The following is a 14237-nucleotide window of genomic DNA, read 5'->3' as shown; positions in this document are numbered from 1 at the left end:
GGCCCGCTCCGTAGTCGCTGCGGCACAATCCCAGGATGATCGGCAACCGGATCACCCATCGCACGGCGGACGGCGTCCGCATACCCGGAACCTGGCGCCACGCCTTCATCCGCAACGGTGGCCACTACTTCCTCACTGACCTCTTCATCTACGCCGACGGGCTCATCGACTGCTGGGGCCTGGTCACCGTCGAGGAGTTCGAGGAGAAGCTGCGCACCGGCTGGGTGGCCACCAGCTTCCCCGAAGGCGGCGACGCCTCCGCGCACGAGTTGGCGGACTGGAAGTTCAGCGAGCCGGAGAGCTGGATCACGCCCGAACTGCTGGTCGCCGAAGTCCGGGACACCATCGACCAACTGAATGGCCGGCCCGATTCGACCGGCCGCTGCCTGGCCGCCGTCGACGTCTTCCTCGCCGACCGGACCGAGGAGAACCGGGCCGCGGCCCGCGAGGCGTTCCTAGCAGTCCCGGAGACACAGCGCCGCTACGCGCTGGGCGACATGGACAGCAAGGACCGGCCACTGCGGATCCTGGTGGCGGGGCCCGGCGGCCAGACCTACCTGCCGTTCGACGGAACGGTCACGCAGAAGGACTACGACAGCGCCCTCGCGTACTTCGAGGAACGGGCCCACTGGAGGTCAGAGAGGGCCACCCGTGTTCCCGGGGACGGACCGGCGACACCGCACGCCCCGGCCCTCCACCTCTACCACTCGTTCCCGACCCAGCCGGTGGACGATCCCGGCAAGCTCGCCCTGCGCCACGACTACCCCGCCCCGATCACCCTCGAAGGCACCGCCTACCCCTCCGTCGCCCACGCCTACTGGGCCCTGTCGGTCGCCGACCTGGAAACCCGGCACGCGATCGCCACGGCGGAGACCGCCACCGCAGCGCGCACGCTCGCAGCCGAGACCCCCCGCCGCGAGGACTGGGAACACGCCCGAACCGCCGTCATGACACATCTGCTGCGCGCCAAGTACGGCCAACACCCCGAGCTGGCCGAGGTCCTGCTCGCCACGGACGATGCCACCCTGATCTACGACGACATGAACTCGTCCTTCTGGGGCGACAATGCCGGACGCGGCCGCAACTGGTCGGGGCGCCTCCTCGAACTCGTCCGCTCCGAACTGCAGGGGCGACGAGCAGGGATTCTCGGGGTGTGAGCGTGGCGGGTGCGCAACCTCGCCCAGCCGGTCAAACATCGCTGAGACTCGTCAAACTTCGGCGAGACGGGACAGGGGTGGTTTGCCCCACGAGCGGCGTTCCCAATCTGGGAACGCCTGACCCGAGTAGGCCGTGTCAGTGCTGATCTGGGCGGGACACGCGGCTGATGCTGACGGGGTCAGGAGCGTTGGCGCAGGCGGTGGTGGGAGCGTGCCTTGCACTGGGAGCGGGAGACCCTCTGGCCGCAGCGCCTGCACCAGGTCGCGGGCGGTAACCCCGGGGGCGCTCTGGAGCGGTGGCGGATCGTGGGCCGGGACGCGATCGTCTTCCCCGAGGTGGTGGCCGGTCGCTGACACGCTGCTGGACCCGGCCATGGCCCAGCTGGCTGGTCTGCTGGGCGCGGCGTCCCGTACAGGCGGCAGTCAGTCGGTGGGGGCAGCATCCGGACTATCCGGCTTGCCGGGCGCAACCGTCCGTCCGGAGGTATCCGCTCCCTAATGATGACGCGTTCGCCGCTTTTCGCCGGTGAAGGAGCCCCGCCCGGATTAGTACTGCAACGGTGCTTGTTCTGAGTGCTGGGCAGTTCAGGGGCTGTGCCCGCGTCGTTCGTAGTGGCTGATGCGGGCTTGGTGCTGGCGTCGTCGTCGCCAGTGGGACCAGGGCAGGATGTGGTCGACCGGGGTGGGACAGCGGTCGGTGAGGCGGGTGATCAGACGTTTGATCTCGGCGAGGCTGAGTTGGATGAGCGGGGAGGATCCGTTTCTGCTTTGCCCGTGTCCAGCTGTCGGGCCCGCAGGACGGTCAGGCAGAGCACCCAGTTCACCCGCCCACAATCTGACATCAGCAAGGTCCCCACCCATAACCACACCAACGACCGAGCTGGCCGGCAGTCACGGCAAAGACCGTTGCAGCACTAACGATCAACTACTGGCGCAGGCCACTAGTTACCCGTATCCGGGCATCGTCATGCTCAACGGGCGGAGCTCTCGCTACTTCAGGTGATAGTCCTCAAGCTGCCCTGCGGCACATGAAACGATCGTCCTACTCTCGTAACCGCCCGAGCAGTTCCGGACGTCGTGTGGCTCTGCTCTTCCGGGCTAAATCATCGTCAGGGGTTCGCATGATCCAGGCGTCGGCCGGTCGTGACCGGATTGGCCGCACTGCTCGCCTCGGCCGGCTGCGTGTCACGAAAGCCGGCCAGGCTCTGTCCGAGGGTGTGTTGGTGGCCGTCGCCGTCGTAGCCGGCGTGGTGGTGGCCGTCGTCGCGCCGGCAGGCATCGCCGTGCCAGCGGCACACGGAGCAGCCGCCGTCTCCCTCCTCGTACGCGCCCGGACCGTCGCGGGCAGAGTCGGTCTACGCCTCACGTTGTCCGCCATCTCGGTTGCCGCAGGGGGCCTTCACTATGTCCTCGTAGATCAGATGGGCGCGGCGCGCCATGCCGCGGGCGTCTTCCCTCCCGTCGTCCGGGTGCTGGCATGCGTCGGGATCGCCGCATGCCTGGGGGGCGCTGTCGCTGCGATGGTCATGGCAGCCACGGAGAACGGTACGACCCTGATCCGGTTGCGGCGGCTGCTGGACGGCTGGCTGATCGCGGGGTCCTTGTTCACGGTGGGCTGGGTCCTGCTGCTGCACCGCGCCGACCGGGGCGGTGACGGATCGGCATCGTTCCTCGGTCTCGGCCGCGTGGTTGCGGACATCCTCGTGTTCGGGCTGCTGGTCGCCCTGCGGTTCTGCCTGCCGCACGCCCAGCGCACGGCGACCACGGTGGCCGTGCTGGCGCTCGCTGCTCTCGCCGCGGGCGACGTGCTTCGGATCCTGCCATCGGAGCCGGGCGCATGGGACGGGATCCCCCTGGCCGCGGCAGGCTCACTTGTCGGGCTGTTCCTCGTCGCCGTGGCCCCGTGGCTGCCGGGCGGCGTGAGCGTCGTGGGGTTCAACCAGCGGATGATGCCCGTCATCGGTGTGGTGGCGGCGTTCGTGCCCGTGGTCTTCTGTGCGCTGGCCATCGCGGCCCACACCGTCGCCGGCGGACCCATCGATACGGTGATGTCGGCATTGGCCGGTTCAGTGCTTCTCGCGCTCGGCGTCCGCCAGGGCGTCATCCACGCCGACCACCTGAGGATCACCCATGAGTCCGTGGTGCGCGAGGATCACTACCGAACGCTGGTCGACCGCACCTCCGACGTGATCACGATCGTCTCCCCGGACGAGCGTGTGCTGTACGTCAGCCCGGCCGCCCTCTGGGTCTACGGCTACCGACCCGAGGACCTTGTGGGCGCTCGCCTGCCCCTGTACACCCACCCGGACGACCGCGAGACGCTGATGCAAGCCGTCCAGATACTGCGGCAGGACGCCGAATCGGACATCCGCGGGCCGGGCCGCCGGGTGTCATGCCGGGTGCAGGGCGCCGACGGAAGCTGGCGCCACGTCGAATCGACGATCAACCACCACCCCGATGGACTGATCTTCATCAGTCGCGATGTCAGCGAGCGGGTTGCTCAGCAGGTGCAGCTGGAGCACCTGGCCTTCCACGACGCATTGACCGACCTGCCCAACCGGGCTCTGTTCGCCGACAGGGTCGCGCACGCCCTGCGGAAGCGGACCACGGATGAAGCTCCGCCCGTGGTGCTCTTCATGGACCTGGACGGCTTCAAGGAGGTAAACGACTCGGCAGGGCACGCGGCAGGGGACACGGTCCTGAGGCATGCCGCTCGTCGGCTCCGGGCATCCGTACGGGCTGGGGACACCGTGGCCCGCCTCGGCGGCGACGAGTTCGCGGCCCTCCTCGAGTGGGAGGCGGGAGCACCACCCTCCAGTGCCAAGGAGGTCGCCGAGCGGATCCTGACAGCGCTGACGCAGCCGTACCCAATCGGCACCATGAAGGCAGAGGTCTCGGCCTCCATCGGCATGGCAGTGGCCGTACCGGGCATCACTTCGGACCAGCTGCTGCACCAGGCCGACCTGGCCATGTACGCGGCCAAAGCCGCCGGCAAGGGCCGCATCCGCCTGCACCACGCAGAGCCCCCGCACGCTCACCGCGGCACACCGAACGGCTGACGAGACGCCGCCGTGCGGAGTGTGCGGCGGCCAGGCCGGTACCGCTGGGAACCGCTCAGCAGGGGAGCGACCCAGCATGCGAAGTCATCGCGATGCCGCGCGGCTGACGGTCGGTCAGCTCTCGTACCCGGTCGGTGATGGACGCGTTCACGCCCGCGCAGTGCGTCGAAGACGGCCACAATCTTCTCCACGACCCACTGTGGCAGCCCCGCCTGTGCCGGCCCGGTCAGCGCCGCATCGTCCGTGACGGCCACATAAGCGATAGGGCGGCCCAGAGCATGCGACAGGCGCTCGGCAACCGCGCCGTAGGTGATGGCTTCGGGGCCAGTGAGGCTGTACGTCCGGCCGTCGAGTGATTGTCAAGAGTTGTGGTTCAAGTGGGCGCCGTTGCGGACGAGGGCGACGAGGTGGGGTGCGGTGATAGCGCGCCAGCGGGACTGGGCGGACTCGACGAGCTTGAACACAATCGCCAGGGCCGCGGCCGGGCTGCCGGCCCCGCGGGGGGGCCTTGGTCCTCAGCTTCACGGTGCTGAAAGTGGACTCGATGGGATTTGTCGTGCACAGGTGTCCCAGTACTCGGCGGGAAGTCGCAGAACGCGAGGAGCTCGTCGGCCTCGTCGGCGAGCTTCTTGATCGCTTTCAGCCACTTCGCTCCGTAGGCACGCTCGAAGTCCTTGATCGCCTTCTCGGCGCGGTCGCGGTCCTCGGCGTTGCAGATCTTCTGCAGGGCCTTCTTCGCGCCGGGCTGAGCCGACTTCGGTAGCGCGTTCATGACATTACGAACCTTGTGAAGCCGTCAAGAATCAACCTGTCGGTGTGTCGTCTTCGCTGTGTGCTGCTGCGAGGAGGTCGGCGGCGGTGCGGTAGCGGGTGGTGGCCGGTGGCGGGAGGTGCCCGGCTTCCATGAGCAGGGGTCGGATCTCACGGACGACGTTGCCGATCAAGGACCGGCTCACGTCGCCCAGCGCGTCGGCGAGGACGTCCAGGGTGCAGAGCTTGCGCAGGTAGAGGACGGCGAGGATGACGCGTTCTTTGTCGCCGATCTTCTGGGGGAAGATGCCGCCGCGGCTGCCCGGCTGGCGGTCGGCGCCCCGGCGCTGGTAGGAGGCGCGTTCGATCTGAGCGAGTTGGCGTGGGGCGAGGCGCCGGGCGAGTGTGTCGAGGCCCTCATGGGACATGCCGGTCAGGCGCGGATGGGACAGGCTCTCCATGATCTGGGTGCGCGGCGGAGTCGTTGCCGTGTCGAGGAAGGCCAGCAGCTCGGCCTCGGTGGTGAAGCGGGTGGGGGCGTATCCGGGCTGGTGACCGTGGTCTTCCAGGACGCGCCGGGTTTCGGCGACGAGGTGGCCGATGCAGTTGGGGGTGACCTCCAGCATGTCGCTCAGCAGCTTCATCGAGCAGACCTGCCGCTGGTAGAGGAGGGTGAGTATCACCCGGGCCGCGTCGTCGAACACCGGCTTGCTGCCGCGCAGTTTGCCGGTAGCCCGACGGGCGCGTCCGCCGCGCTGTTCGCTGTAGCGTTCTTGAGCCCGCGCGGCCTGGAGTGGGGCCAACTCGACGCACAAGTCGGCGAGTTGTGTGCTACTCAGTCCTGTCAGCCGCGGGTCGGCCAGACGGGCCAGGAGTGAGTGGCGCCGGTCGGCGACGCCGTGCGCCTCACCGACAGCGGGCTGGGCCTGCGCCGAGGCGGGTTCAGGCAGCAGGGTGTAGTTCCACTGGCCGTGCACCTCATGCTTGACCAGGGGCAGGGCGGCGAAGCGGTCCTTGCTGATCGCGATGCCTGTGGGGTAGTCGCCGGGGTCCAGGCGGGCCTCGATACGCAGTCCGGCCCGGGTCCGGGTGGCGGCAATCGTCTCGATGACGACATCGTGGCTGGTCAGAGGGCGACCACGCCAGTTGTGAGTGATGTGGGAGAACAGCCGGTGCTCGATCTTGTTCCACTTCGAAGTGCCCGGCGGGAAGTGGCAGACCGTGATCGCCAGGCCGGTCTCGGCGGCCAGGGCGGCCAGCTCGCTCTTCCAGACCCGGTAGCGGTAGCCGTTGGAGCCGCCGGCGTCCGCGGTGATCAGTAGCCGGGTGGCGTGCGGATGGTCATCGTGCCCGCGAGCCTTCCACCAGCGGCGGATCGACTCCACGGCGAAGGTAGAGGTGTCGTGGTCGACCCCGACGTTGACCCAGCCGGTGTTGTGGGCGATGTCGTAGATTCCGTACGGGATCGCCTGCTCGACGTTCGGACCGCTGAAGAAGAAGTGATGGTCCTCGACCCGCACCGGGTCGCCCTTCGGACGCCACTCGCGTCCAGCCATGGGCAGGCGTCCGATCTGCTCACGCTTCTTGGTGTCAACGCTGATCACCGGCTCGCCTGCCGCCTGGTGCCGTTTGACCTGCTCGTTGAGGTAATGAAACTGGGCGTCGCGGTCGGGGTGTTGGGTGCCTTCGAGAGTCTTGGCGTTGCCCTGCAGGCTGAAACCGGCCTGTTTGAGCAGACGACCCACCGTCGGCGCGGAGACCGGGTGCCCCTGCCTGGTCAGTTCCTCGGCCAGGTGACGCAGCGACTTCGTCGTCCACCGCAGCGGGGATTCCGGATCACCGCGCTCATCAGGCTCGACCAGGGCCATCAGCGCGTTCACCAGGCCGGGGTCGACCTCCTCGACCGGTTTACGGCCTCCGCCGTCGGCACGGATGCGCCCACCGGGCAGCGGCCCGCTGCCGGCTTCCAGTTCCGTGATCCCCCGGCGCACGGTGGTCTCGCTGACGGCCGCTGCCCGGGCGGCGGCGCGCACCCCGCCGTGGCCCAGCAGTCGTGCCTCGGCCGCCACCGCGAGACGCCGCTGCCTCTCGTTGAGATGGGGCAGCAACACCGCGAAACGGCAGTCGAGTTGGGACAGCATCTCGTCCGTGATCGCCATACCAGGCCAACGAGCCGCTGATCGCGAAGCAACAGGTTGATTCTTGACGGCTTCTGTGAACCCAGCACCTCTGGTGCCTGGCCCGCGGAAATACCTCAGCGAGGAGTTCGATCCGCACGACCGCGGCTACCGCGACATCTGGGAGGCTCCTGGTCTTCACCGGACGCCGCTGCACCGAAGTGATCAGGCTCCGGCTGGACTGCACGGGCCGCTACGGGAGCGTGGCGGTGCTCTGGTACGACCAGACGAAGGTGGGCAACTACAACGAGGCCGCCGGGTGAGCTGCTGTCCGGCTTCTGCACTTTCCGGCCCGTCGCCGACGGCGGGGCCTGCCCCTGGAACCTGGACTGCGAGAACTGCGACAAGGTCGTGCTCTCGGGCGACGGCCTCGTCTACTGGCGGCGCAAGCAGCAGCAGTGGAGCTCGCTCGCCGAACGGGCTCCCGACGACGCCACGGCCGACTACCTCCACAGCGTCTTCGAGCCGACCGCCCGCGCCATCGCCGGCCTGGAGCGGGCGCTGGCCGGCATGGGCCCGCTCGAAGAAGCGCTCTCCTTGGACCTGCGACGGCCCCAGGACTACTTCGAGCGCGTGTGGAGCACCGCCTTCCGAGCCTCCGACCTTGCGAAGCTCAAGGACGCCGACGACACCGAGCTGGACGCGCTGAACCTTGGGAGGTTGCGTGACCACGCAGCCCGAGCCACGCACCGCCGCCGCGGTCGCGACCCGTCGGCAAGCCGCCGCCGTCATGCTCGACCGGGTCCGCGACGTCCTCGGGCAGCTGCGCCGCGAACGATCCCGGGTGGCCTTCGCCGCGGTCGCCCGCGGGGCGGACGTCTCACGCACGTTCCTCTACCAGAAGGGCGAAGCGCGACGGCTCGTAGAGGACGCGGCCGAGTCGGCCGCGGGCCAGACGATCAAGGACCGGCCGGAGAAAGCCACCCCTGGCTCGCTCGCCACCCTCCTGTGGCGCCGCATCCTGCACCAGCACGACACCCAGGCCGATCTCGGCCACTTCACCCGGCTCGGCCTGGTGACCGTGCCGACCACGCTCCTTGCGTCCACTGTGGCGTTGTGGGGGATGCCGCACACCATCGGCACCTGCCGAAGTCACAACCCCGGAGCCGCCCATGAGCGTCGTCGTCTGGATCACCGAGGGCACCTGGCCCGCCCGCGTGGACGCCACGCTCACCCGCGCGGGCGCAGGCGAGGAGATCGTGCAGCTGTACGTGTACGACGACACGCTCGCCGAGACTGCACACGGCGCCTTCGCCGGCCTCCTCGGCCGCGGCCACCCGGAACGCGACCCAGGTCACCACATCGAGCAACTCTCCGAGTCCGCAGGCCGCGATCTCCTCGACAGCACCGCCCGGCAGCTCGGCCGCCCGGCCCGCACCCTGCTGACCCCCGGCCGAGGCCGGTAAGGGCTTCATGGAGGCCGGGCGCCCAGGAGGCCAGCACCTCCAGGGCTTCGTCGACGTACCGCCAGGCAGTGGCCTGGGATATCCCGAATCCGGCCCCGAGCTGCGAGAACGTCTCATTCTTGCGCAGATGGACAAGGGCGAGCAGCGCCTGCTTGAAGCAACCGAGCTTACGCCAGCGGGTGTTGCGGGCCCGGCGGTGCTCGTACAGCAGCCAGGAAACATGCTCAACCAGCTCGTGCGGGACGTCGAGCATGGCTCGATACGGAACCAACAGGGCCCCTTCGGTCGCCGGTGTGCTGAGTGGAATCACACGCCAACGACGAGGGGCCCTGTCTGGTCACCGCACCAGCTGACCAGCCCATTTCACCCTCCAGCACAAGATGAAAGAGGCTCAGTAACTCACACTCGCCGCGTGATCAATAACCGCGTGCCCACCTTCACGGGGGAAGGCCCAAGAACTCGGGCGCTGATCCTTCGTCACCTGTGCGGTGAATTTTTCAATCTCGCCCTCGGGGTCGCTCACCTGCGTAAATGAGCAAAGGAGTGCGGTCGCTGGGTGGGGCCGGGTAACCCATCCGTCCGTATGTCGTGTTGCAGCCCTGACGGTCTGTCGATGTTCTCATGAGCGGAACACAACCACGTGCCGCGCATTCCGGCCGGCCACTGCTTCCCCGGAGGAACTTCATGCATATCAAGTGTGCAGGCGCCGGCATCGGTCTGGTTCTCGGTGCCGTCGTTCTGTCGAGCCCAGCCGCAGCAGCCGGGAGCGGCCCCATTGGAGATTCAGGTATCCACATCAGCACGAGACACGCCGCCCCAGGCTCTACCGTCAGCGTCAGCACCACAGCCTGTGGCTCGGAAACCTATGGGAAGGGCGAGGCTGAGGCAGGAGGGAAGTTTCACCTCTTCCCAGACGACCGCAAAGGCGTACTGACCGGCGAATTCCAGGTGCCGAGTGGAACCGAGCCCGGTGCTTACACCGTCACCCTGAAGTGCCCGCCCCGCGTCAAAGTCACAGGCACGTACCTCGTCGGCACCGGCAACCCCAGCGGAGCGGTCAATGCTGGTTTCGGGGCGGGCAACGACAAGGGCACACAGCTTGCCCTAGGGGCGCTGCTGATCGCCGGAGCCGCCGCCGGAGGAGTGATCAAGGTGCGCCGCCGCCCGGCCGGTGCCCGCACCTGACGCTCCCCTCTATCGGCTCAGCCCCCGGGCCCGTGTCGGTTCGGGGGCTCGAGTCGCACCCCGTCTCCACTCATTTCGGCCGCGAAGCGGAGGCGCCAGAGCGATGGCACCCGGCGACGAACCCGTCGATCCTTCTCCCCCGTTCACCCCCTCCATCAAATTTCTCGCCTACACCATGCTGGCGGGCTTGATGCTGGTGATAACGGCGCTCCGGGGCGGACAGCCTCCGCAGCCTTCGCCCGCGCAGTCCTACTCCCCCTCCCTACGGTCCGGTCCCAGCAACACCGCCTCGGCCCACTACTCCTCCGTGTCGGCGCTGCCCCCGTCTGAGCCTGTCCGGCTGCGGATCCCCGCCATCGGCGTGAATGCCCCAATGACGGAATTGACCCTCGACGGGACAGGGGCACTGCGTCCACCATCGGCAGATAAGCCGGCCTTTGCCGGGTGGTACGGCGACGGCACGACTCCCGGCTCAGTGGGGACAGCCATCACGACGGGACATGTCGACACGCAAGAAGGCCCCGGGGTTTTCTACCGGCTCGGGGCACTGGCCAAGGGCGACACTATCGAGATCACCCGGGCAGACCGGCGCACAGCAGTCTTCGCGGTCGACGCCGTAGAGCTCTACGACAAGGAGGCGTTTCCGGACGAGAAGGTCTACGGCAGATCCCACCGGCCCGAACTACGCGTGATCACCTGTGGGGGTGAATACGCGGAAGGAATTGGTTACCAGGGCAATGTCGTGGTCTACGCGACGCTGACCGCGGTGACGTGACCACACCGAACCAGCCTGTTCGTCACGCCCCGACCCAAACGGCGGACGAGCTGCGCCTGCATGCCCCCGTGTGAGGAGTGCGTACATCGTTCCCCAGGAGGGGAAACTGCAGTAGGACGGGTGGTGAGCAGCGCAGGCGCGGGAATTGCATGCAGCAGCCGTGCACAGATCTAGCGTGGAACATCGCAGATTTGCGATGTTATGCAGCCCTCAGGATGTGCTCCCACCGTGCTGGCGGCCTCGAAGCCCAGCCGCCGGCGGGGTGCCAGGGTCCACCGCTGATCTTCCCAGCCGTGCTCGGCAGGCCCGAGCGCCAACTCCTTCTCCAGTTCGGCGAACTGGCCCGGTCGGCGTCGCTCACCAGTACTGCGGTGCGCTGGGCAAGCAGGCCAACTGCCAGGTTGCGGTCAGCGTGCACGCGGTTTCCGACACGGCCTCCTGCCCGCTGAACTGGCGGCTGTTCCTGCCCAAGGAGTGGGCCAGGGACACCGTCCGTCGCCGGCGGACCGGAGTCCCGGAAGACGTCGGGCACCGGGAGAAGTGGCGGCTGGCACTGGACGCCCTGGATGACCTGGCCACCTGGCAACTGGTGCCGCCGGTCGTGGTGGCCGACGCCGGCTACGGCCAGAACGCCGACTTCCGTGCCGCCCTGGCCGAGCGGGACATCGCGTATGTGGTCGGCATTCGTGGCGATCTGACCGTCCAGCCGCATGACGCGCACCCCGCCGCCCCGGCGTTCTCCGGCACCGGACGCCCGCCGGTTTCCCGCTACCGGCAGCCACCGGTGACGGTGGCGGAACTCGCCGCGGCCGCTGGACAGGGAGCCTTCCTGAGGTGACCTGGCGGGAAGGCTCTCGCGGCCTGATGACCTCCCGCTTCCTCGCGGTGCGGGTCCGGCCGGCTGGAGTGCGGCCGCGTCGGCTGGCCCAGCAGGCCGCGGTGGCCGAGCACGGCCGGTGGGACGGAGTCCTGCCCCAGGCGCGACTGCCGGCCGAGGGCCCGAGGGTGAGGACGGGCCGACCCGCTTCTGGCTGTCCGACCTGCCTGATGGCACTCCGGTCGCCGACCTGGTCCGCCTGGCGAAGATCCGCTGGCGCATCGAGCACGACTACCGAGAACTCAAGCACGGCCTGGGCCTGGACCGCTTCGAGGCTCCTGGCCGGACTGGCACCACCACGCCCCCCTGGTCACCGCTGCCCACGCCTTCCTCACCGAGCAGCGGCTGGTCCCAAAAGCCGACACACCGGACTCACCCTCCACCAGATCCTCGACACCCTCCAAGACCTGCTGAACTGCTGGGACCGGCATCTGCACCACCTGCCACCGACCTCTGCCCAGCAGAACGACACCAAGACCGCTCGTGGCCCTGCCTTGCAGGCAGGACCGGCCCCTGCTGCGAAGACAACCAGGAGGCCGTGACCGTGCCTCTGCGACGTGGGCGAAGCCAGCGGCGTTGCGGCGCACCTGTAAGTTCAGCAGTCGCAGACCGCCTGTGGGACGACGCCGCTGACGTCTCGCTGCAACTCGCGCGGACCTGGCTGCACCACCGCGCAACCCGGGGTGGTACGGCCGTGCACCCCGGCCTATCCCGGTCAGCAAGTCTTCTGCGCGGCCCGCCAGCGAAGCTTCTCTGGCGCATGGGGAACGACTACCGTGAGATGAAACAGACCCTGGACATGGCCCACTTCGAAGGCCAACCTGGCAGGCTGTCACCACCACGTCACCCTCGTCTCAATCGCCCATACCTTCTGCACCCTGCAGCAACTGAGCCAATCCCCAAAAGAGACGGCGCTGGCCTGAGCCTCCACCGAGTCGTTCACGAGCGGCAGCTACTCCTCGTGATTTGGACCGGCGCCCGCCCCACCTGCCACCGCGACATGCCGAACCTCACACCAACATGACCAAGCACTACTGGAGGCGCGCCTCGATCTCCCTGGTCCGCTGACTGCGGGCGCCGGGTATTCTCGACAGGCGGCGCGCGCAGTCGCTGCATTAAAAGATCCATGAAATTTGGATCGCAACACAGGTTGGACTGTATGGACGTGACCTTTGGCGGCTCTGCAGGTAAGGACGCTTACGAGCATGTGCGGGGTCTGTTGCACCCTGCTATTTTTAATCACAGCATCCGAGTTTGGATAATCGCCAATAATGCCGCTGCCGGTCTTTCTCTTACAACGGAGGAGTGTGATGCCCTGGCCGTCGCATGCCTCTTCCACGATGCCGGTACAGCGACCGAATATGACGGGCCTCAGAGATTCGAAGTTGAGGGGGCCGATGCGGCTTCTGATTTCCTAGCCGAACGAGGTTTCGATCCTACGCTTCGCAAACAGGTGTGGGAAGCCATCGCTCTGCATACTTCTCCAGGAATTGCTGAGAGGATGGGCCCGTTGACCCGGCTCGTCCGCTTGGGAGTCACAGTAGATTTCAGCGGCAACGTCGGCGAAGCTGATAAAGAACTGCTCGGTCTCCTTCGACAGTTTCCCCGCGCCGATATCGAGCTCGTGCTCGGCAATGCTGTTGTTGCACAAGCCGTGATGCGTCCCAGCAAGGCCCCGGCGGCCAGTTGGCCAGGTGGGCTGCTCGCTGCCCACCTGGCCAATCCCAAGAACCCAGGTGTGAACGAGGCGTTCTGAATCACCTCGCTGGTTTCGGCAGCAGACCTCGGTCACAGTATGGGGTTCACCCTGCGTGGCCAAGTCACCGGCATCTGTGCCCTGACGCTGCCAGACTGGGTAGCGCCGGAGAGACGCGGACTCAGGCGCCCTCGGGGAACGCGGTGGTTACGGGGGCGAACAGACCGGCAACGGCCGTCGCTTGCATTAATACATCGAAACAACCTTGATGGTTGGAGTGCAGAACGAGGCCATACCGTCGAAATCACGCTCGTTGCAACGCTGCAAATAGGATAGATACAGGGACCGGTATTCGTCGCTCTTGTTCACAAGATGTCCTCGCGATTCGTGTGAAGACTTGGGGCGCAGTCTTGGCGAGCACTCACGTTGACAGTGTCCGAGTGGCTGCCGTAACCCACTGTCGACTCGACATGCCGTGCCTGCCAGTGGCCCGGCGGGGAGGCCGCCGGGCCACTGCGTTGGCTATGCATGTCGCTGCCTGCCTCGCATCGCCGTTCAGTAGATGCGCGACTGGGGGCCGTGTCGACCGGTGGTTATCGCCCGAGGAGTACGGGTGCGCTTCGCCGTAGCCTGTTTTCGCTGCCGCGGTGCTGTTGGCGCCGGGTGGCGGACGCGCCGATTCGGGAACTGGTACTCAGTGACCCTCGGGCACCGGTTCCAGTACAAAGACCGGAATCTGGCGGTCGGTCTTTGTCTGATAGTCCGCGTAGTCGGGCCAGGCCTCGACCGCGCGCTCCCACCACAGGGCCTTTTCCTCGCCGTGTACCTCGCGTGCCTTCATGTCCCAGCGGTCAGGGCCGTCCTGAACCTCGACCCTGGGATCCGCAAGGAGATTGTGGTACCAGACCGGGTGCTTCGGCGCGCCTCCCAGCGACGCTATCGCGGCGTAGCGCCCGTCGTGTTCTACACGCATAAGGGGAGACTTGCGGATTTTTCCGCTCTTTGCGCCGCGCGTCGTCAGAAGGATCACGGGCTTGCCGCGCAGCGTGGTTCCCTCCTTGCCGCCAGAGCTTTCATAGAGTTCGACCTGCTCGCGCACCCAGGCCTCCGGACTCGGTTCGTACTCGCCCACCAGTGGCATTTGAGCCTCCTTCT

General features: G+C 67.4%; 9 protein-coding genes and 4 pseudogenes. 9 read left to right on the top strand and 4 right to left on the bottom strand.

Annotated elements, in window-relative coordinates:
• Window positions 1-35: 35 nt before the first annotated feature.
• From QF027_RS48780 to QF027_RS48770, 3 genes are all read left to right on the top strand, one after another.
• Window positions 36-1157 (top strand): NADAR family protein, encoded by a 1122-nt coding sequence (locus QF027_RS48780; RefSeq protein ID WP_306972362.1) that lies wholly within the window; start codon window positions 36-38, stop codon window positions 1155-1157.
• A gap of 216 nt (window positions 1158-1373) precedes the next feature.
• Entirely contained in the window at window positions 1374-1511 is a 138-nt protein-coding gene (locus QF027_RS48775) for a hypothetical protein (protein WP_306972363.1), read from the top strand.
• Window positions 1512-2278: 767 nt separating this feature from the next.
• A complete protein-coding gene (locus tag QF027_RS48770; RefSeq protein ID WP_307082102.1) occupies window positions 2279-4216 on the top strand; it encodes a sensor domain-containing diguanylate cyclase in 1938 nt (645 codons plus the stop codon).
• A gap of 359 nt (window positions 4217-4575) precedes the next feature.
• On the opposite strand, the pseudogene QF027_RS48765 reads toward QF027_RS48770, so the two are convergent.
• Window positions 4576-5006: pseudogene (locus QF027_RS48765) on the bottom strand (transposase); the annotation flags it as partial.
• Between the two features lie 13 nt (window positions 5007-5019).
• Window positions 5020-7125 carry an ISAzo13 family transposase gene (locus tag QF027_RS48760; protein WP_307080335.1) on the bottom strand — a complete coding sequence of 702 codons (2106 nt, stop codon included), beginning with the start codon at window positions 7123-7125 and terminating at the stop codon, window positions 5020-5022.
• Window positions 7126-8068: 943 nt separating this feature from the next.
• Here QF027_RS48760 and QF027_RS48755 point away from each other — a divergent pair.
• Together QF027_RS48755 and QF027_RS48750 are read left to right on the top strand one after the other, a co-directional pair.
• Window positions 8069-8209, top strand: a pseudogene (locus QF027_RS48755) (arsenic transporter); the annotation flags it as partial.
• Between the two features lie 46 nt (window positions 8210-8255).
• Window positions 8256-8549 (top strand): hypothetical protein, encoded by a 294-nt coding sequence (locus tag QF027_RS48750; RefSeq protein WP_307082804.1) that lies wholly within the window; start codon window positions 8256-8258, stop codon window positions 8547-8549.
• Here the strand turns inward: QF027_RS48750 and QF027_RS48745 are convergent.
• Window positions 8530-8802 (bottom strand): annotated as a pseudogene (locus QF027_RS48745) (helix-turn-helix domain-containing protein); the annotation flags it as partial. The gene QF027_RS48750 and the pseudogene QF027_RS48745 overlap by 20 nt on opposite strands.
• Window positions 8803-9233: 431 nt before the next feature.
• On the opposite strand from QF027_RS48745, the gene QF027_RS48740 reads away from it, so the two are divergent.
• From QF027_RS48740 to QF027_RS48725, 4 genes and pseudogenes are all read left to right on the top strand, one after another.
• Window positions 9234-9734: a sortase gene (locus tag QF027_RS48740; RefSeq protein ID WP_307082100.1), complete on the top strand. Its 501-nt coding sequence runs from the start codon at window positions 9234-9236 to the stop codon at window positions 9732-9734.
• A 175-nt stretch (window positions 9735-9909) separates the two neighbouring features.
• Window positions 9910-10509: a class F sortase gene (locus QF027_RS48735; RefSeq protein ID WP_307082764.1), complete on the top strand. Its 600-nt coding sequence runs from the start codon at window positions 9910-9912 to the stop codon at window positions 10507-10509.
• 346 nt (window positions 10510-10855) lie between these two features.
• A pseudogene (locus QF027_RS48730) lies at window positions 10856-11800 on the top strand (IS701 family transposase); the annotation flags it as partial.
• A 745-nt stretch (window positions 11801-12545) separates the two neighbouring features.
• Complete coding sequence (locus QF027_RS48725) at window positions 12546-13142, top strand: HD domain-containing protein (protein ID WP_307082098.1); 597 nt, start codon at window positions 12546-12548, stop codon at window positions 13140-13142.
• Window positions 13143-13776: 634 nt separating this feature from the next.
• Here QF027_RS48725 and QF027_RS48720 read toward each other — a convergent pair.
• Window positions 13777-14223 (bottom strand): nitroreductase family deazaflavin-dependent oxidoreductase, encoded by a 447-nt coding sequence (locus QF027_RS48720; RefSeq protein ID WP_306972369.1) that lies wholly within the window; start codon window positions 14221-14223, stop codon window positions 13777-13779.
• Window positions 14224-14237: the final 14 nt, after the last annotated feature.

Origin of the sequence: Streptomyces canus (genome assembly GCF_030816965.1) — a bacterium.
Lineage (GTDB): Bacteria > Actinomycetota > Actinomycetes > Streptomycetales > Streptomycetaceae > Streptomyces > Streptomyces canus_E.
This window is presented reverse-complemented; position numbering and strand designations above follow the sequence as displayed.

Coding starts and splice junctions, on each gene's coding strand:
- QF027_RS48780 (WP_306972362.1), top strand. CDS start 36: ATGATCGGCAACCGGATCACCCATCGCACGGCGGACGGCGTCCGCATA.
- QF027_RS48770 (WP_307082102.1), top strand. CDS start 2,279: ATGATCCAGGCGTCGGCCGGTCGTGACCGGATTGGCCGCACTGCTCGC.
- QF027_RS48760 (WP_307080335.1), bottom strand. CDS start 7,125: ATGGCGATCACGGACGAGATGCTGTCCCAACTCGACTGCCGTTTCGCG.
- QF027_RS48750 (WP_307082804.1), top strand. CDS start 8,256: ATGAGCGTCGTCGTCTGGATCACCGAGGGCACCTGGCCCGCCCGCGTG.
- QF027_RS48740 (WP_307082100.1), top strand. CDS start 9,234: ATGCATATCAAGTGTGCAGGCGCCGGCATCGGTCTGGTTCTCGGTGCC.
- QF027_RS48735 (WP_307082764.1), top strand. CDS start 9,910: ATGCTGGCGGGCTTGATGCTGGTGATAACGGCGCTCCGGGGCGGACAG.
- QF027_RS48725 (WP_307082098.1), top strand. CDS start 12,546: ATGGACGTGACCTTTGGCGGCTCTGCAGGTAAGGACGCTTACGAGCAT.
- QF027_RS48720 (WP_306972369.1), bottom strand. CDS start 14,223: ATGCCACTGGTGGGCGAGTACGAACCGAGTCCGGAGGCCTGGGTGCGC.